General features: G+C 41.6%; 18 protein-coding genes and 1 other RNA gene. 5 read left to right on the forward strand and 14 right to left on the reverse strand.

All coding sequences use genetic code 11. The features are described 5' to 3' along the window. Positions 1–38: 38 nt before the first annotated feature. From HMPREF1154_RS01130 to HMPREF1154_RS01140, 3 genes are all read right to left on the reverse strand, one after another. Complete coding sequence (locus HMPREF1154_RS01130; protein ID WP_034566626.1) at positions 39–407, reverse strand: heavy-metal-associated domain-containing protein; 369 nt, start codon at positions 405–407, stop codon at positions 39–41. Between the two features lie 24 nt (positions 408–431). Continuing rightward, entirely contained in the window at positions 432–2,675 is a 2,244-nt protein-coding gene (locus HMPREF1154_RS01135) for a TonB-dependent receptor (protein ID WP_009640730.1), read from the reverse strand. A 209-nt stretch (positions 2,676–2,884) separates the two neighbouring features. After that, positions 2,885–3,295 (reverse strand): hypothetical protein, encoded by a 411-nt coding sequence (locus HMPREF1154_RS01140; protein ID WP_009640651.1) that lies wholly within the window; start codon positions 3,293–3,295, stop codon positions 2,885–2,887. A gap of 247 nt (positions 3,296–3,542) precedes the next feature. Between HMPREF1154_RS01140 and HMPREF1154_RS01145 the strand changes: the two genes are divergently transcribed. The 3 genes from HMPREF1154_RS01145 (at position 3,543) to HMPREF1154_RS01155 (ending at position 6,401) form a co-directional block, all read left to right on the forward strand. Next, a complete protein-coding gene (locus tag HMPREF1154_RS01145; protein ID WP_009640674.1) occupies positions 3,543–3,905 on the forward strand; it encodes a hypothetical protein in 363 nt (120 codons plus the stop codon). 360 nt (positions 3,906–4,265) lie between these two features. Further along, the gene (locus HMPREF1154_RS01150) at positions 4,266–5,285 is read left to right on the forward strand and encodes an MbnP family protein (protein WP_034566628.1); all 1,020 of its coding nucleotides are present in this window, start codon (positions 4,266–4,268) and stop codon (positions 5,283–5,285) included. An 87-nt stretch (positions 5,286–5,372) separates the two neighbouring features. Continuing rightward, positions 5,373–6,401, forward strand: a complete 1,029-nt coding sequence (locus tag HMPREF1154_RS01155) for a cytochrome-c peroxidase (RefSeq protein ID WP_034566629.1) — start codon at positions 5,373–5,375, stop codon at positions 6,399–6,401. Here the strand turns inward: HMPREF1154_RS01155 and HMPREF1154_RS01160 are convergent, their stop codons facing one another. From HMPREF1154_RS01160 to HMPREF1154_RS01175, 4 genes are all read right to left on the reverse strand, one after another. Then, positions 6,402–6,818 (reverse strand): hypothetical protein, encoded by a 417-nt coding sequence (locus HMPREF1154_RS01160; RefSeq protein WP_009640680.1) that lies wholly within the window; start codon positions 6,816–6,818, stop codon positions 6,402–6,404. It abuts the gene before it with no gap. Continuing rightward, positions 6,811–8,781 (reverse strand): DNA topoisomerase (ATP-hydrolyzing) subunit B, encoded by a 1,971-nt coding sequence (gene gyrB / locus HMPREF1154_RS01165; protein WP_034566631.1) that lies wholly within the window; start codon positions 8,779–8,781, stop codon positions 6,811–6,813. The genes HMPREF1154_RS01160 and gyrB overlap by 8 nt, the downstream gene beginning before the upstream one ends. Positions 8,782–8,946: 165 nt before the next feature. After that, positions 8,947–9,396: a PIN domain-containing protein gene (locus HMPREF1154_RS01170; RefSeq protein ID WP_009640739.1), complete on the reverse strand. Its 450-nt coding sequence runs from the start codon at positions 9,394–9,396 to the stop codon at positions 8,947–8,949. Continuing rightward, entirely contained in the window at positions 9,393–9,686 is a 294-nt protein-coding gene (locus HMPREF1154_RS01175; protein WP_009640731.1) for a hypothetical protein, read from the reverse strand. Before HMPREF1154_RS01175 ends, HMPREF1154_RS01170 begins: the two co-directional genes overlap by 4 nt. Before the next feature lie 139 nt (positions 9,687–9,825). Here HMPREF1154_RS01175 and HMPREF1154_RS01180 point away from each other — a divergent pair, with 139 nt between their 5' ends. Both HMPREF1154_RS01180 and rnpB read left to right on the forward strand, forming a co-directional pair. Further along, positions 9,826–10,686: a KPN_02809 family neutral zinc metallopeptidase gene (locus HMPREF1154_RS01180; RefSeq protein ID WP_009640671.1), complete on the forward strand. Its 861-nt coding sequence runs from the start codon at positions 9,826–9,828 to the stop codon at positions 10,684–10,686. A 57-nt stretch (positions 10,687–10,743) separates the two neighbouring features. Further along, an RNA gene (gene rnpB / locus HMPREF1154_RS12960) (RNase P RNA component class A) lies at positions 10,744–11,050 on the forward strand. Between the two features lie 83 nt (positions 11,051–11,133). Here the strand turns inward: rnpB and HMPREF1154_RS01185 are convergent. The 7 genes from HMPREF1154_RS01185 to purD form a co-directional block, all read right to left on the reverse strand. Further along, a complete protein-coding gene (locus tag HMPREF1154_RS01185; RefSeq protein ID WP_232211954.1) occupies positions 11,134–11,505 on the reverse strand; it encodes an Imm1 family immunity protein in 372 nt (123 codons plus the stop codon). Positions 11,506–11,574: 69 nt separating this feature from the next. After that, entirely contained in the window at positions 11,575–11,946 is a 372-nt protein-coding gene (locus HMPREF1154_RS01190; RefSeq protein ID WP_232211955.1) for a DUF6911 family protein, read from the reverse strand. Further along, positions 11,943–12,191 (reverse strand): hypothetical protein, encoded by a 249-nt coding sequence (locus tag HMPREF1154_RS01195; protein WP_034566633.1) that lies wholly within the window; start codon positions 12,189–12,191, stop codon positions 11,943–11,945. Before HMPREF1154_RS01195 ends, HMPREF1154_RS01190 begins: the two co-directional genes overlap by 4 nt. Continuing rightward, complete coding sequence (locus tag HMPREF1154_RS01200; protein ID WP_009640650.1) at positions 12,160–12,483, reverse strand: hypothetical protein; 324 nt, start codon at positions 12,481–12,483, stop codon at positions 12,160–12,162. The genes HMPREF1154_RS01195 and HMPREF1154_RS01200 overlap by 32 nt, the downstream gene beginning before the upstream one ends. 12 nt (positions 12,484–12,495) lie before the next feature. Further along, positions 12,496–13,248, reverse strand: coding sequence for an RNA methyltransferase (locus tag HMPREF1154_RS01205; protein WP_009640661.1), 753 nt, complete (start codon positions 13,246–13,248; stop codon positions 12,496–12,498). 223 nt (positions 13,249–13,471) lie between these two features. Further along, positions 13,472–15,868 carry a TonB-dependent receptor gene (locus HMPREF1154_RS01210; RefSeq protein WP_034566635.1) on the reverse strand — a complete coding sequence of 799 codons (2,397 nt, stop codon included), beginning with the start codon at positions 15,866–15,868 and terminating at the stop codon, positions 13,472–13,474. Positions 15,869–16,033: 165 nt separating this feature from the next. Beyond that, positions 16,034–17,305 carry a phosphoribosylamine--glycine ligase gene (purD, locus tag HMPREF1154_RS01215; RefSeq protein WP_009640678.1) on the reverse strand — a complete coding sequence of 424 codons (1,272 nt, stop codon included), beginning with the start codon at positions 17,303–17,305 and terminating at the stop codon, positions 16,034–16,036. Between the last annotated feature and the right edge of the window lie 3 nt (positions 17,306–17,308).

Consider the following 17,308-nt stretch of genomic DNA (forward strand, 5'->3'; position numbering starts at 1 on the left):
CCAAGTGGGAACAGCCTTTTTTCTCTTATGCTATAGGTTTAGTGATGACTCTTCACTACCTCTTCATCGCGGTACTTGCAGCAGTCGCTTACCTTGTTATAGTCTTCTTCGGTAGCTTCTACCTTTTCGGAGCCATCGGGAAGGCTATTGGAATGACCGACCTTAGCAATAGCCTCCTGTACTTGGTGGGTAGAGGTCTTGCGCTCGTCAAGGAGAAGGGATAGCTGGTGTGTATCCACATTCCACTGGGCGTACTTGACACCCTTTACTCCCAAGGCTGCTTTTTCTATACGAGCCTTACAGGAATTACAGATACCTTCTACATTGAGTTGTGCTTTTGCATTTTTACGCTGCGCTACGACAGGCAAAGTAAGGGCTAAGAGAGCCAAAAGTATAAATCTTTTCATGATAAATATAAATATATTAAGTTGTTATTTCAGTTTAAAGCGCAACCCTGCATAGATCATACGTCCTTGCACGGGTGCATAGGCCATAGAAGCATCAAAATAAGTGCCAAAAGGGGCATCAGTGGCGATGATAGCGTGTTTTTGATAGTAATTAAATAGATTTTCTGCTCCTACATAGGCCTCTATCATAGGGGAAAAGACACGGGTGAGCTGTGCTTGGGTAGTGGTATAACTAGGCGCGGTATCTCCCATTTGATAAGCCAAAGGATTGGCAGCGGTATCGGGTAGGCGTTGGCTACCTATAGCATTGAAGGTAGCGTCAAACTTCCATTGGCGTCCCTCATGTGGTATGGTTTCATAAGAGAGATTGACCATCCAGCGTTCTTTGGGTTGCAGGGGCTGAGTACGTCGGCCACTGCTGTAGTCTGTTTGCACATCAAACCACTTATAGGCTACCTTTAGGTGGGTACGCTTGAGAATCTCATAGTTGGCTTCTACTTGGAAATTGGTAGAAAAGCTCTTACCCGCAAGGTTATAGAAAGACACCTCTCTAGGGTTGTCCCAATCTACCACTACCTGATTGGTAAAATTGGTATAATATAGGTCGCCCACTAGCTCTAAATCTCTACCTCCCAAGGGTAAGTATTGGGTAAAGGAAAGTCCATAGTTCCAAGCAATCTCAGGGGAAAGTCCATAGGTCTTGTTAGCGTCAGTGCCCATAAGGCGTATAGCTCTGGCGGTAGAGAAGAGTTTTTGGTTTTCTGAAAATATACTCGCCAAGCGCTCTCCACGACCTACAGCAAGGCGTAGGGTTCCCTTCTTCCAAGGCATATAACGCAAGTGGAAACGAGGGGTGATGAAGGCACCCATACGATTGTGGTAGTCAGCCCTTGCTCCAGCGGTAAGCCCGAAGCTGTCTCCTGCCGAAAGACTATACTCGAAGAAAGCCCCAGCGGAAAAGTCGGTACGGTTATAATCCCCAGAAAGAGAAGCGGTACCTAAGCGTTCTTCTATCACATCGGTAATACTATTAACTCCAGTGGTAAAGGTATGGTTGGTATTGGAGATGATAGACTTAAAGAGCGCATTTACATAGATGGTCTTCTGGGAGATATCATATTGGTTAAGCCCGAAATGACTATCTTGGTCATACTGCTTATAGTCGGCCTGAAAGCCCAAACTCTGGTAAGGCATATCCTCCCATATATAACCGAGCTTAGCAGAGGCGTTGAACTGGTGGATCTTATTGGTACTCTGCCAAAGGGAAGGCGTAGTTATGCTGCTGAGTTGTCCAGCCTTGCGATCATCATAGAGGTAATGTAGGGAGAGGTTGGACATCCAGCCTGTATTGGGATTGGCATACTGCCAACGGTTCATCAGGTTGATTTGGCTGCCTGTGGGTATGTCCATAAAGCCATCGCCATTGTTGTCCATCTGCATATTGCGGGCATTACCATGTATGTAAAGGCCTGTGTGCCAATGATCATTTACCTTAGTATTGAGGTGATTGTTAAGCTCAAAACGGCCATCATCACTACCATATACATTTAGGTAGATAGGTGTATCGAGTATTGGTTTGACCAATTCGGTGTTTATCTGTCCTGCGATGCTTTCGTAGCCATTGATGACACTCCCTGCTCCCTTGATAATCTGAATGTTATCTACCCAAGAGCCAGGGATAAAGGTCATACCATACACCTGTGAAGCGCCGCGTATGCTGGGTACATTTTCCTGAGTAAGAGACAGATAAGGACTGGCCAAGCCAAGCATCTTTATTTGCTTAGTACCTGTAACAGCATCGGCTACAGCTACTTCTGTATTGGAGCTGGTCTCAAAGCTATCGGAGAGGTTGCAGCAAGCCGCCTTGAGTAGCTCTCCTGAGTTGATATTGACCATACCTACGGTGCTCAGTTGTAGGCGTTCGGTAGGTTTGCGCTTGGCAGCAGTTACCTCCACAGCATCCAATTGGTTAGTATCCTCCAAGAGGGTGGTGGTAACAAACTTCACTGGATCGGTAATGGTCAGCACTTTGGTTTTAAAACCTACATAGCTGATAACCAATTTCTTGAGTTCTGGCTTATACAATAGTTTGAAGTGACCATTCTCATCGGTAGTAGTACCAATGGTAGTATCTTCCCAATAAATACTCACTCCCGCTTCGGCAAAGGTGCTAGTGGCGTCTTTTAGTGAGATTTTCCCTTGCACCATGGTTTGTGCCAATAGGGAGAAAGGTAGCATAAGGAATGCTAAGTATATATATTTTTTCATTGTTAGTTTTCTTTTGATTTTTAATACTATGGTAGAGACGCAATTTATTGCGTCTTAGACAAATACATAGGTATTACGTCTTAGACAGATACATAGATTATACCCTCTTAGACATTATAGTTACACTCTTTTAGGCAGATACAATTAATCATGCCTATTATAGCGACAGCAAACCACAATACCTAAAAGAAGTAAAATCTTTAGATAAGCTAACAAAGAAATTGCTGAAAGAGGATAGGGATATTCCTCACCAGCAGTAGCGTAGTAGTGTTATAAGAGGACGTAAGCGCTCTTTCTGTAGGAAAATCTACAAGCGCCACAGCCCAAGGTGAAACAATAGTAGGAAGTACTTGTTTTTTAACAAACTGATAGGTAGAGATTACTTCTGTCTTCTCTAATTTTGCATAGGAAGCCATAGGCACTGCTTGGCAGCAAGCATGCTTGGGGGCTGCTCCATTTTTCTTTTTACAGCAGTCAGGGACATCCTCCTTATGGCAAGCCTTGGAAGCTTTACCATGGGTCATATGAGACTGTTTTTGGCAAGCATGAGGTGCCGCCTCACTTGTTAGCGGTAAGGCCAACAAGCAAAGAGCCATCACAAAAGCTACTATTTTTGCCATTACAGTTTTCATGCTGTATTAAAGAATATAGAAGTAATTTTTCGGGGCAAAGGTACAGCTTTTTCCTGAAAAAACAAATATTTTTTTGGAAATAGTAATTGAGAGGAATAAAGTGTATTTATAAGTAGTTGATAATTAGTTGATAAATGGTAAAAACTAACTGCTAAAAAAAATTAAATCAAGACTTGTTTATTTAAAAAAAATTCGTATCTTTGCCCTATCTTAATAATAGACTAAAGAATCCGTTGTGAAGCGCACTGTAAGTTTCTTCCTATCCTTACTCATACTGCTGATAGCCTTTCAGCAGACGCTTCTTATTGTGCATTACCATATCAATCGCGACTTTATCGAGAAAGCCTATTGTGTGAATAAAGACAAGAAAGAAATGGACTGCCACGGAAAGTGTCATTTGAAAAAAAGCATAGAGGATACCTCTAAGACTTCCGATAAGCTCCTCAACCTCAAGGATATTGATATAGTATTGGTACAGCCTTTCTCTTTTGAGGCTTCTATAGTACCTGTAGCAGAGGAGCTACCTGCTTTCTTTTTCAAGGAACAATTGCTTCTTCATAAAGTGATAAAAAAGCAAATGCGCCCTCCTATCGCATAATTTCTTCATTTTCTATAAGTCTCTTATATCCACATAAGAGCATTATCCTAATGTTGTTTCCCAATAGGATGCCCCTTGCTATACTTTAGATAAGGGTACATTTCCACAGAACAAAACCTTTCCACATCTTTGTTCGTAGCCTTGTCATGCGCTGAGGCCATCTACCAACATTAGTATAAAAATAATCACAATTTATTTAAGAAGATATCTCTCAAGAAATACTCATTTTTTAAGAGATAAAGAATGAGTATTTCTTTTTATTCTCATTTTAACCACCTAATATTTTTTCCCCTGATGTCTTAGGGTCAGACAACCACGCCCTAAAATACCTTAATTTTTAAAAATTTAATCCGTATAAAAATGAGAAAAATCAAAACGATCCTCATGGCTATCACTACAGTGGCCGCACTCTCTTCATGTAGTAAAAAAGACGATAATAACGATTCAACTCCAGCAAAGGTCACCCTACAGTTTGACCACTATGTAGGAGCAGAGAAACTCACCTTAGGAACTGATGCAGCAGGTGCCAAAGCCTACACTTCCAACGGACAAACCCTCAAATTCTCTGAAGTAAAGTATGTAATTACCAATGTAGTCCTTGTAAAGGCTGATGGTACTAAAGTGCCTTACCACACCGAAGATTTAGACAAAGGAGGCTTTTTAATCAACCAAGCTGATGCGGCTTCTCTAGCGCCTGTTCTTAATGAAATTCCTTCGGGAGAGTATAAGGGTATAGAATTTGGTTTGGGTGTAAAGAAAGAACTTAACAACCTAAAACTCCAAACCCAATTTCCTAACTTCTACCGTCTTACAGGAGAATTTAAGCATTCGGGAATCATGCACTGGGAATGGGCTAATGGCTACCGCTTTGTAAAACTTGAAGGCTGGTACTCCAATCCTACTCCAGGAAAGGACAAAGAAGGAAACCCTCTCCCTGCTATCACAGATGGAGAACTCTCTATCCATATAGGTAGTGCTTTCAAAGGTACTAAGGTCATAGGTGAAGACAAAAAAGTAAAAGGAATTGAAAATGAAACTCTTAATATTGATAGAGATGCTTTCCGCTTTGTTTCCTTAGACTTCCCTAAAAACCTCTCTGTTAAGGGCGGAGCTACCGCTAAGGTAACTATCAAGGCTGATTTTGATAAACTGATCAATGGTACTAACAAAATCTCCCTAAATGGAAAAATCCCTGTAATCCATCACCTTAATAATATGTTCCCTTTCGTTAATAACATAGGAGGTAACCAAGACCTTGAAGGTAAGAAAATCATTGTAAAGGACATCAATGATCCTCAGAAAGCCCAAAAAGGCTTTGACAATTCAGAAAGCTCTGCCTTAGACAAAGCAGGTATGTTCTCCGTTCTTAATGTGGAATAATTGCTTTCATACTATACTAATTATTTAAAGCCTGTACTTAAAATATAGTTGAGTACAGGCTTTTTAAAATCTAACTTTATTTTTCCTATGAAAAACATACTAATCATTATACTTTTACTCTCTCTCTTGGCTTCCTGCAACAAAAACAACCAAGAAGAAGCTCAACAAATCACCAATCCGAGGCTTTCACTGGCTATTCCTACTAATTTCCCGCCGCTAAATCCGCTGATAGAGACGGCTTATCCTACCCAGTATGGCGTAGCCTTAGGCGACAAACTCTTCCATGATGTACGCCTTAGTCGGGACAACTCCATCTCCTGTGCTACCTGCCATATCCGAGGACAAGCCTACGGAGATAGAAATCCACGTGCTGTGGGAGTGGCAGGTAGGATAGGCCTACGCAATACCCCTCCTATACAGAATATGGCCTTCCTCACCCAATATATGTGGGACGGAGCGGTGGTTGATCTTAAAGAACAACCTGTAACTCCTATCGTTACCCATGAGGAGATGGACTCCTCCCTCTTGGAAGTTATCAAGAAGCTTAAGGACGATGCTTACTACAAAGAGGCTTTTGCTAAGGCCTATGGAGATAGCCGTATCACCTCTGAGCGAGTGTTGGGAAGTATTGCCCAATTCATGTATACCCTAATCTCGGCCAATAGCAAGTATGACCATGTGACCCGCGACCATACGGCTACTTTCACTCCTTTGGAACAACAAGGATATACCCTTTTTGAGGCCAAATGTGCCTCCTGCCACAAGGGAACGCTCTTTACCGATGAATCTTTTAGAAATATAGGTTTCCCTGAGCACCCCGATACGGTAGAGGAGTCAGGGCGAGGCCGTGTTACAGGTAGTGAAGATGACCTTTATCGCTTTCGGGTACCTTCCTTGCGCAATGTAGCATATACCGCCCCCTATGGGAGTTTTGGGCAGTTTGCAACACTCAAAGAAGTCTTGGATTATTTTGATAGGGGTGTAAGGGATTATCCCAATTTAGACCCTATACTGAAGAATAACGGCGGGAGAATCCCCCTTACCGAACAAGAAAAAGAAGCCCTCATTGCTTTTATGAAGACCTTAAGTGATCCCAAGTTTATCGGCCGAGAGTAGTTACTTGGCCAAGACGGTTTTCATCTCTCCTTGGGCAATACATACCTCCTCAAGGAAGGTTTCTATACGAACCAAGGTAACATCCATAAACTCTTGAAGAATTGTTATAGACGTCTTTATACAAGCTCCCACCGATGGGAGCTTATATATTTCTATATGCTTGATGGCACCTATATAGCCCATGGGAGCAGGCTGATGATTAAGATAATAGCCGTATCCCTTATGTAGGGCTGTGCTCTGTGCCATATGTTCTATAAGGCCAGAGGCGGAAAGGCAGCCCTTGTGAACAAATATATTGTCCTGCAAGATAGTAAGCCCTACCACAGCTGTGGTAGGGCTATATTCCCATAGCGTATCCACCATGACTATAGGGGCACGCTGAGGTATGAGTTGAGTGATAGGTGGTATATTAAGCATCTATATTGGCATACTTGGCGTTTTTCTCGATGAACTCGCGGCGAGGCGGTACATCATCACCCATGAGCATAGAGAAGATTCTATCGGCCTCTACAGCATTTTCTATATTTACCTTTCTTAGAGTACGGTGAGCTGGGTTCATAGTGGTATCCGCCAACTGATCAGCATTCATCTCTCCCAAACCTTTGTAGCGCTGTACAGTTACCTTAGTTTGTGCTTGCTCGTAGAACTCCTTGGTAAGGGTATCACGTTCTTCGTCCGACCAAGCGTATTGTTCCTTCTTGCCTTGCTTGAGTAGGTAAAGGGGAGGGGTGGCAATATACACATGCCCTTCCTCTATCAACTCACGCATATAGCGGAAGAAGAAAGTAAGAATGAGGGTGGCGATGTGCGAACCATCTACGTCGGCATCGCTCATAATAATTACCTTGTGATATCTGAGCTTGCTTATATTAAGTGCTTTAGAATCCTCCTCGGTACCTATGGTTACCCCAAGGGCAGTATAGATATTCTTAATTTCCTCGTTATCAAATACCCTATGCTGCATTGCCTTTTCCACATTGAGGATTTTACCTCTTAGTGGTAAAATGGCTTGGAACTTCTGATCACGTCCTTGCTTGGCGGTACCCCCTGCAGAATCCCCTTCGACTAAGAAAAGTTCGCAGTTGGCTGGATTTCTGTCTTGGCAATCCGCCAATTTGTTAGGCAATCCAGCCCCTCCCATAGGCGATTTACGCTGTACTGCTTCACGGGCTTTCTTAGCAGCCAAGCGAGCTTGAGCGGCTAGTATTACCTTATTGACAATCGTTTTGGCATCTTCAGGGTTTTCCTCTAGATAACTCTCTAGCATATCGGATACAGCCTGAGAGACTGCTGCGGTTACCTCACGGTTACCGAGCTTGGTTTTAGTTTGTCCTTCAAACTGAGGTTCGGCTACCTTCACCGAGATAATTGCGGTAAGCCCTTCGCGGAAGTCGTCCCCAGAGATTTCCAAAGGATTCTTTTTGTCCTTGCTGGCTTTCTCAAGCAGACCCGACTTATCAGCATAGTTCTTCAGCGTACGGGTAAGTCCCATACGGAAGCCCTGCAAGTGGGTTCCCCCCTCGTGTGTATTGATATTATTGACATACGAATGGAGGTTCTCATTGAAAGAATCATTATAGATCATAGCTACTTCCACAGGAATATCGTTCTTTTCCCCTTCCATAGCAATGATTTTTTTGATGATAGGGGTACGATTGCCATCCAAGTATTGGATAAACTCTTCCAAACCTTTCTCAGAATAGAAGACTTGGCTTATGGGTTCGCCTTTTTCGTTCTTATTGCGCAAGTCAGTTAGGGTGATGCGGATTCCCTTGTTCAGGAAAGCCAATTCACGCATACGATTGGCCAAGACATCATAACTGAACTCTATAGTCTGCTGGAAGATCTCCGTATCAGGAAGAAAAGTAACTTTAGTACCGCGCTTATCGGTAACGCTTTTTTCTTTGACCTGATAGAGAGCAACTCCACGTTCATATTCCTGTTCCCATATCTTTCCATCACGATATACAGTGGCGGTTAGGTGCGTAGAAAGGGCATTCACAACGGATACCCCAACCCCATGCAGACCACCAGATACTTTGTAAGAACCCTTGTCAAACTTTCCTCCTGCCCCTATCTTTGTCATTACCACTTCAAGGGCAGAGACACCTTCTTTCTTGTGTATATCCACAGGGATACCACGCCCGTTATCCTCTACAGTTACCGAATTATCAGGATTGATAATCACCGATATAGTGTCGCAATAGCCAGCCAAAGCCTCATCTATGGAGTTGTCCACCACCTCATATACTAAGTGGTGTAAACCTCTTACGCCTACATCGCCTATATACATAGAAGGGCGCATGCGTACGTGCTCCATCCCCTCTAAGGACTGGATATTATCTGCCGAATATTTGTTTGGGTCTAATTGTTCGCTCATTACTTTTGCTAATAAAAAATCGGACAAAGATACAATCTTTTTTTGTCATTTACAAATGTTTTTGACCAAAGTTATTAAGAATTTAGGGGTGTAGGATTATAGAGAATAACCAATACAAATAAATAATGAAAGATGTAAAAATAAAAATAACCTACATTTTGTAGGTCATTTCTTCTTTTTGTATAGGTGTTTTCTCACTTCATCTGTAGAGATAAAAAAATGCCCATAGCCTCTCTCTGTTAATCCATTTATTAATTCTTCATCACGAGACCAGATCTTATGTTTATATTGTAAATGCATAGCTATAAAAGCATAATCATCTTCATCTACATCCTTTACAATAGAAAAGGCTTTTTGTATATTTTTATTGGATAATTCTTCTAGGGGAATAATAGTGATATTTTTCAACAATAAGTCTAAATCAACTGAAATTTGTCGCTTTGTTTTATTCTTTTTCCGTTTCTTTTGTATGATATCTATATGATCTTTTACCTCTTCTATCATATAATCAGGGGCTAGAAATTGCATATTCTTATCTTTTAAGATAGTTGCTATTTCTCCATTTGGGGTGATCAATGAAGCAAAAAATATATTACTGTCGGCAATTACAATCATACGACTTTATTTTTGAAGGGTAAGTCTAAGTTTTTTGCTTTGGCTAATTTATGAGCTATATTTCTATTTGCTATTTTTGATAACTCCATTATAGCTTCATATTGTTCTTCGGTTTCCTCCTCAAAAGTAGGCATAGATTTTTTAACCTCTTTCTTTGTTTTGATAGGATCTTTTTCTTTAATCTTGGTTTCTTTAATTTTTGTAACTTTCGCAAAATCAAGTTTTTTAGCTTCTTTCACAAAAGCTAAGGCTTGAGGACTGTCGCTAGTGATGGTAATAGTGTAAGCCATAAGATTCTTATTTTGGGTACAAATATACAAAAATTATACCAAAGCACAATAAATTAACGATTTAGAAGTATCAAATGTAAATAACACATTTGTCATTAATCATTAAAAGTTGTATCTTTGCCCCCAAAAAAATACCATTATGAAGTGGCAAGGAAGACGACAAAGTGACAACGTGGAAGATCGCCGTGGGGTGAGTACCACAGGAAAAATAGCCGCTGGTGGCGGTCTATTAGGAATCGTAGTTGTTCTACTCCAACTCTTTGGAGGAGAAACAGGGAAGGCTGTAGCTCCCCTCTTGGAACAGTTCAACCAAGTAGGACAAACTACCCAAGTGGCCAATGAGGCTGACCTAACCGAAGAACAAAAGGAAATTAAAGCCTTTACTGCCACCGTATTGGCTGATACAGAGGATGTTTGGGAGAAAATATTTGCAGAAAATAACTTAGGTACTTATCAGAAACCTACCTTGGTTCTTTTCACCGACGCGGTACAGACTGCCTGTGGAAACGCCAGTAGCGCCGTAGGGCCTTTCTATTGCCCAGGTGATCATAAACTGTATATGGATATGAGTTTCTTCGAGGAACTTCGCACGCGCTTTGGTGCCAAAGGGGGGGATTTCGCTATTGCTTATGTTATGGCTCATGAGGTAGGGCACCATGTCCAAACGCTCTTGGGTACCTCCAAAAAAGTACGCCAAGCCCAACAGGGACTCAGCCAAAAGGAAGCCAACAAACTCTCAGTAGCTCTTGAGCTCCAAGCCGATTTCTATGCAGGCGTATGGGCACACTATGACAAGCAATACCTTGACGCCGATGATATAGATGAGGCCATAAGCGCTGCCAATGCTGTAGGAGACGATGCTATTCAAAAGCGTATGCAAGGCCAAGTAGTTCCCGATTCCTTCACCCATGGCACCTCTAAACAACGCGTAGAATGGTTTATGAAAGGCTATAATACGGGAGATATCAATCAGGGAAATACTTTTGATAGTGTAAAGTGAAAAATGAAGAGTGAATAGCTTTTCGCTCTTCACTTTCCACTTTTCACTTAATAAGGTTGGGTAAATCAGCTTATCGCTACCCTTTGGGTAGAGGAAAGTCCGGACACCACAGAGCGCTATAGCGGGTAACGCCCGTCCGCCGTAAGGCGAGGACTAGTGCAACAGAAAGCAAGTACAGTTCGGCTGTAGTGAAATCAGGTAAACTCTATAGGGTGCAACGCCAAGTAAACCGACAACTAAGAGTGGCTCGCTCAATGTCGGAGGGTAGGCGGTTAGAATGGTCTGGCAACAGCCCATCCAGATAAATGATAAGCACTTTCCCCCAAAGGAAAGCACAGAATCCGGCTTATGATTTGCCCAACTTTTTTAAATGAATTAGTAGTAAATAGTGAAAAATAAAAAATGCGAGATTTTACAAGAATCTCGCATTTTTTACTACAACAGTTTTTATATCTTTTCCCATTCAATAAAATCAGGTCTTGTCTGTGTCTCGAAAAAGGATTGTGCTACTTTGTAAAACTTATCAATAGGGAGCACTTTGTTTTTGCTAAGGAATACCTCCGTCCCATGTATATCCTCAACAAATACTTCTATACCTTCTTCAGTTCCTCCTTTGCTTATATATTGTACTTCTTCATCCAAATAGTAAATAACACACTTATTCCCCTTGACAAAAGCAGATAACTGAGGAAATCCATTTTCCTTAAAAGTTAAAATAAAAAAATTGATCTCCTCTAAAAAACGTTTTTTTAGTAATATTTCTAATTCTTCCAAAGAATCTACAAGGTATTCTTGACTAAAATCATTTAAGTACATCATTCTTACTAATTTTCAATATTTTAAAAAGGCTACAATAGCTATGCGATTCACCGATTTCCCCTCTTATAATTAAGATAAGATATACAAAGGAATTTGTTTTTGCTGAAAAAACTCTTTGAACAACATCAATACCAATCCATAGTCATAGCAAATGGTATTTTCATCATAAAAGTTTCCCCTTATCTCTACTTTTTTATGAGTTTCAAGTCCTCTATGATAGCTGCGAGGATATTTCTCAGTAGGGTTATCAAGATCTGTAGTATAATAAAGCAACAAATATTTGCCCTTATCTATTTGACAAGAGATTGCATCCGAATCCCAACTATCCTCCAAAGATAAATGAAGCACTGCTTCTGTCTTCTTAGAAAGGGGAATAAGGTGATGTATTAATTCTTCCACAGAATTAACCATATACAACTGATTATCAATTGTTAGCATCATATATTTTCCAAAATATCTATAAGTGGTTCCAATATTTTCCCCTTAGGAGTAAGTTCATCATTGGCGTCAAATCCTTCTATATCAAGCTCATATACAAGCCAGTCTATAGCATTTTCTATATCTTTTTCTTGCATTTCGACACATACTTCATCCTCTTTAGAAGATAAGAGAGTACAGCAAGAAGAAGTTCCTTTTATGACCTCAATCAATAGGTTATATTGTGCTTGTGTTAGTACTATCTTCATTATCAAATATTTCTCTTTCGCAAAATCCTAAAGATAAGAGTTTTTCCCTAAAAGCTGTAATAACACTAGGTGGTGTCGCTGATTCGTGTTTGATATTTACCAGTAATTTTGCTTTCTCCTCTTCCTCTATATAAGCTTCTCCCTCTTTATAAAAATACATCCAAGAGAAAAAACCATGATAAGAAATCGTTATTTCATCATATTCCTTATCTACTCGCACTATTTCTTCTTTGAGTTTTTCTTTTAAGTTACTAAAAGAAGTCTCTATCATAAAAAAACTCTCTATTGCCATCTTACTTTTTATTCACATACCCAGCTGTGAGCCCTCGCAGGCTTTACCTTTTACCTGACTCACTATAATCGCTCCCGCCATAGCGACATTAAGGCTTTCTGCCTGTTGTAGCTTGCCAAAGCGCGGTATAGTAATAGCTTCATTGGCCAAGGCAGCAACCTCTGGGCTAATACCATTGGCTTCGTTGCCTAAGACAATTACACAATCCTCTGGAAAAGTAGTTGTATAGAGGTTTGTCCCCTCCAGGGTCGCTACATATACAGGCAAGGCACAAGTAGCCAAGAAACCCGCCAAGGGCACATAATGCACCTGTACCCGTGAGAGTGACCCCATAGAGGCTTGTACGACCTTGGGGTTATAGCAATCCACAGTCTGCTCGCTGCACAGGAGCGTCTCTATCCCAAACCAATCACATAGGCGAATGAGTGTGCCTAAATTACCTGGGTCTTGGATATTGTCTAAGGCCAAAATAAGTCCCTCTTGGAGTATACCTTTCCTCTTAGGTTGATGGAAGATAGCAACCCCCTCATCGGGGTGCTTGAGCGCACTGAGCCGTTGGAGTTCCTCTGGACTTACAAGGGTTAGTGGCTGCTTAGATAGTGCAGGAGAAAAGGTGTGAGTAGCATAGATAACTTCGGCCTTATAACCTGCTTGGACGAACTCTAAGATACCTTTCTTACCTTCCACTACGAAAAGACCTGTCTCACTTCGGTATTTCTTCAGGGAGAGCTTCTGTACTTGTTTTAGTTGGTTTTTGCTTAGCATAGGAGATGGATAATTGTAAGGCAAAGATACATATTTCAGGGAAAAATGAAAAGTGAAAGACGAAAAAATTACTTAGGAGTAGAGTAGACACCCTAATCATCAAAAAAGAGGCAACCCCGAAGGTGCCTCTTTTTCTACAGAAATGATATTTGGGTAAAAGAATTTTTCTTTTTCAGTAGTTAATGGCCAGAAGTCAGTTTGTCTGACAATTGACAATTGACAATTAATCCAGTGATAATGTTAGCCCGACAAAGAAAGTTCGTGGGTGTTGAGGCCCGTAGATATAGTCAGCATCACGGTCTTTGCCCTTGTCAAAATCTTTTTGGTATTGGTCAAAGATATTTTTCACACCTGTAAATACTTCCAGTTTGTAATTGTTTTTTAGGGTGAAAGCATAGGCAGCCCTTAGGTTTTGTTCGTAAAAATTGGGTGATTTTACGAGAATTTGCTCACCAGATTTAGCGTCAATTACATGGGGCACATACATCTGTCCTGTGAAAACACCATTGTAGCTGAGCTTAAGAGCTGCGATAGGGTTATAGGATAGGGTAGTGTAACCATATAGGTCTGGGGAGCGCATCACGTGGTCGGAAGTAACTTTTTTCGGAGAAGTTGCATCTTCATTCTCCCAAATGGTTTGTTCCTTGGTAAAGCGAGATTGCTGATAGGTAAGCCCTGTCTGCCATACCCATTGAGAGCCAAAGGCAAAGTTAGCTTCTATATTGGCTCCGATGATATGGAGCTGGTCAGTGGCATTGGTCTTTAGCTTGTGCTTAATGTTGCCTATATCGGTAAGGTCTTGGTTGATAAAACGGTCGTTGATACGGGTGTAAAAGCCTTCCAAGATCAGGTTGGCTTGTGTATTACCTTCTCTTTGGGTATAGTTCAGTGAGGCGGTATAACTATTGGAGGTTTCGTTGCTAAGGTCTTTATCTAATTCTACAAAGATAGGTTCGCCGTCCAATACTTCAGTATGTAAATCTTCATCAAAAGCCTGTGGAGCACGATAGCCTTGGGCAAAGGAACCACGGAGCTTAAGGGTTTCACTTAGATCATACATAGCAGTAAGGCGAGGGACAAACTTGCTTATCTGCTTATTAGAATTCTTATCTACTCCGGCAAAAAGGTAGTCTCCCTTTATATCCACATAGTCATAGCGGCTACCCCCCAATAGAGTGAGCTTTTTTATAGGATTCCATTCCACTTGTAGGTAGTTGCCATAGGTGCGTACAGTCTGATCCACTGCGCGGTTTTGGCCTACATAGTTGTCATTTACCTTATCATACTTATATTCGCTTCCCAAAGAAAGATTTAGTTCAGGAGAAAATGTGTAGGCATATTGAACGCCCCCTACGCCCACTAGCTCGGTAGTATGACCATATTTGGCCAAAGCCTTGAAATAGTCTTCTTTGTCTTCCGCTCCTAGCACGTCAAATTCGTCTTTGCTATTGACTGCATAACCTAAGCCGCCTCCATAATAGCTATCTCGGTCAGTATATTGGGCTGAAGTGTATAGGGAAAACTTATGGGCAAGATCATCAGAGAATCGTTCATAGGAGAGGTCTCCAGCCATGATACGATGGCGTAATTGCTCGGTAATATCAGACTGGTGTGGCAAGAGGTCGAACTTGTTTCCTCCACGACGAAACTCGTTGATACTGTTCAGGTTGAGCTTTATCTTGCTGTTTTCTGCAGGATTCCAAAAAGCATCAGCCCCGAAAGTGGTATTGTGCAGCTTAGTGATTTCGGAATAGCCGTCATCGTTAGCATCGTATGGCTTGCGGTTGCGCTGATAGGCAAAGAGGGTTAGTCCCTTGTCAAAATCCTCAGCCACAACCGAAGTGTTGGCAAAGAGCGTGTTATCAGGGCTTCCGTCCTTCATTAGAGAGAGGCTGTTGCCTATGATAAAGGTATTATGTGTAGGGTCTTTGGTGAGAATATTTACCGTACCTCCTATGGCATTACCTCCATAGAGTGCCGAGCCGGCCCCTCTGACTACTTCCACACGGTCAATCATATTGGCAGGAATCATCTCCAGGCCATAGACCCCAGCCAAGGAGGAGAATACAGGGCGGCCATTAATCAAGATTTGTGAGTAAGAGCCTTCCAAACCATTGATACGCAACTGATTAAAACCGCAATTCTGACAGTTCGTTTCAGTACGCAATCCAGGGGTAAAGTTAAGCCCTTCGGCCAAGCTGAGGGATTGAGTGGTTTCAAAGATATGGCCTGTAACCTTGCTCACTACCACAGGTGATTTGTACTGAGGAATGATGTTACGCGTAGCGGTAACTACCACTTGGTCAATTTCCAATAAGTCTCTTTGCAAGGCAAAATTCTGTGTGATAGTCTCACCTTCAGTAAGTGTAAGAGATTGATTGATAGTCTTGAACCCTACTGAAGAGATCGTAAGTTTATACTGGCCAGCAGGTACTTTTACTGAATATTCTCCAGAGGCCTTGCTACTGGTACCTTTCACTTCACTACCCTTGCGAAGGATTACATCGGCACCTAAGATAGGCTTTCCTTCGGCAGTGATTTTTCCCTTGAAAGTAGCTTGTTGGGCTATGGCTAATACAGGGATAAAGAAAAATAACATGCGAAAAATAATAGTTTTCATGTCTAAAATTTTAGTTTTATTAGGTGTTTAAATTTTAGGCAAAGGTAAAAAATATTTTTCACATACGAAAATAAAAACAAGAAATATTTTTTAGTGGTTCTAAATAATAAAAAGACTGCCTTTCTAGGGCAGTCTTCAATATATATTATAATTATGAAAAAGAAATTACAAATCCATTCCGATATCCTTTCGGTAATACATGTTTTCAAAAGATATTTTTTCGATTCGGCTGTAAGATTTTTTTAGAGCCTCTTTAAAATTATCAGCCAAAGAAGTAACAGCAAGCACACGGCCTCCAGCGGTGAGCACCTTGCCGTCTTTCAAGCAAGTACCTGCATGGAAGATAAGGCTTTCGCTTTGTACTTCAAGACCAGAGATAACTTTGCCCTTTTGGTAATCCTCTGGATAACCACCAGAGACAAGCATTACAGTGGTAGCACTTCTGGGGTCTATAGAGAGTGAACAATCCTTGAGCTGTTCCTTGGCAGTGGCTTCTAAGAGTGTAACCAAGTCGGTTTGTAGCCGTGGGAGCACTACTTCAGTTTCAGGATCACCCATACGTACATTGTACTCAATTACAAAGGGATCATCTCCTACCTTGATAAGGCCGATAAAGACAAAACCACGATAGGTGATTTGCTCCTTTTTAAGCCCTTCTATGGTAGGTTTTATGATACGCTCTTCTATTTTTTGCATAAAGGCCTCGTTAGCAAAAGGTACAGGAGAAACCGCACCCATACCACCTGTATTGAGTCCAGTATCCCCCTCGCCTATACGCTTATAGTCCTTAGCGGTTGGAAGAATCTTATAGCTTTGCCCATCGGTCAGAACAAAGCAGCTGAGTTCTATTCCCTTGAGGAACTCCTCAATAACTACTTTCTGGCTAGCTACGCCAAATTTCTCTTCCAATAGCATACGCTTAAGCTCGCTCTGGGCTTCTTCTAGGTTGTCTAAGATAACCACCCCCTTGCCGGCAGCCAGTCCGTCGGCTTTTAGAACATAGGGAGCTTGCATGCTTTCCAAAAAGCGCAACCCTTCTTCTATAGTGTCTTTGGTAAAACTCGCATAGCGGGCGGTAGGGATATGATGGCGCTGCATGAATTCCTTGGCAAACTCCTTACTTCCTTCAAGGGTAGCTCCCTTTTGGGAGGGACCTACAATGGGTATTTTGGAAAGTGCCGCATCTTGTCCAAAGAAATCTACAATCCCCTTCACTAAAGGCTCTTCGGGGCCTACTACGACCAAAGAAATCTGTTTGCTTAAACAGAATTCCTTAATCTTTGAAAAATCAGTAGCTGAGATAGGTACATTTTCTCCTTCAAGGGCAGTACCTGCATTACCGGGGGCTATATAAAGTTGCTTGCAGCGGGGGCTACGAGAGAGTAGGTAGGCAAAAGCATGCTCCCTACCTCCTGAACCTAACAGAAGTATATTCATTTC

Origin of the sequence: Capnocytophaga sp. CM59, from assembly GCF_000293175.1 — a bacterium.
Lineage (GTDB): Bacteria > Bacteroidota > Bacteroidia > Flavobacteriales > Flavobacteriaceae > Capnocytophaga > Capnocytophaga granulosa.

What these genes read in the sequence shown, in the direction of transcription:
- HMPREF1154_RS01190 (WP_232211955.1), bottom strand. Translation starts at nt 11,946, where the DNA reads ATGATGCTAACAATTGATAATCAGTTGTATATGGTTAATTCTGTGGAA.
- HMPREF1154_RS01160 (WP_009640680.1), bottom strand. Translation starts at nt 6,818, where the DNA reads ATGCTTAATATACCACCTATCACTCAACTCATACCTCAGCGTGCCCCT.
- HMPREF1154_RS01155 (WP_034566629.1), top strand. Translation starts at nt 5,373, where the DNA reads ATGAAAAACATACTAATCATTATACTTTTACTCTCTCTCTTGGCTTCC.
- gyrB (WP_034566631.1), bottom strand. Translation starts at nt 8,781, where the DNA reads ATGAGCGAACAATTAGACCCAAACAAATATTCGGCAGATAATATCCAG.
- purD (WP_009640678.1), bottom strand. Translation starts at nt 17,305, where the DNA reads ATGAATATACTTCTGTTAGGTTCAGGAGGTAGGGAGCATGCTTTTGCC.
- HMPREF1154_RS01180 (WP_009640671.1), top strand. Translation starts at nt 9,826, where the DNA reads ATGAAGTGGCAAGGAAGACGACAAAGTGACAACGTGGAAGATCGCCGT.
- HMPREF1154_RS01200 (WP_009640650.1), bottom strand. Translation starts at nt 12,483, where the DNA reads ATGGCAATAGAGAGTTTTTTTATGATAGAGACTTCTTTTAGTAACTTA.
- HMPREF1154_RS01210 (WP_034566635.1), bottom strand. Translation starts at nt 15,868, where the DNA reads ATGAAAACTATTATTTTTCGCATGTTATTTTTCTTTATCCCTGTATTA.
- HMPREF1154_RS01140 (WP_009640651.1), bottom strand. Translation starts at nt 3,295, where the DNA reads ATGGCAAAAATAGTAGCTTTTGTGATGGCTCTTTGCTTGTTGGCCTTA.
- HMPREF1154_RS01135 (WP_009640730.1), bottom strand. Translation starts at nt 2,675, where the DNA reads ATGAAAAAATATATATACTTAGCATTCCTTATGCTACCTTTCTCCCTA.
- HMPREF1154_RS01195 (WP_034566633.1), bottom strand. Translation starts at nt 12,191, where the DNA reads ATGAAGATAGTACTAACACAAGCACAATATAACCTATTGATTGAGGTC.
- HMPREF1154_RS01130 (WP_034566626.1), bottom strand. Translation starts at nt 407, where the DNA reads ATGAAAAGATTTATACTTTTGGCTCTCTTAGCCCTTACTTTGCCTGTC.
- HMPREF1154_RS01150 (WP_034566628.1), top strand. Translation starts at nt 4,266, where the DNA reads ATGAGAAAAATCAAAACGATCCTCATGGCTATCACTACAGTGGCCGCA.
- HMPREF1154_RS01205 (WP_009640661.1), bottom strand. Translation starts at nt 13,248, where the DNA reads ATGCTAAGCAAAAACCAACTAAAACAAGTACAGAAGCTCTCCCTGAAG.
- HMPREF1154_RS01185 (WP_232211954.1), bottom strand. Translation starts at nt 11,505, where the DNA reads ATGATGTACTTAAATGATTTTAGTCAAGAATACCTTGTAGATTCTTTG.
- HMPREF1154_RS01175 (WP_009640731.1), bottom strand. Translation starts at nt 9,686, where the DNA reads ATGGCTTACACTATTACCATCACTAGCGACAGTCCTCAAGCCTTAGCT.
- HMPREF1154_RS01170 (WP_009640739.1), bottom strand. Translation starts at nt 9,396, where the DNA reads ATGATTGTAATTGCCGACAGTAATATATTTTTTGCTTCATTGATCACC.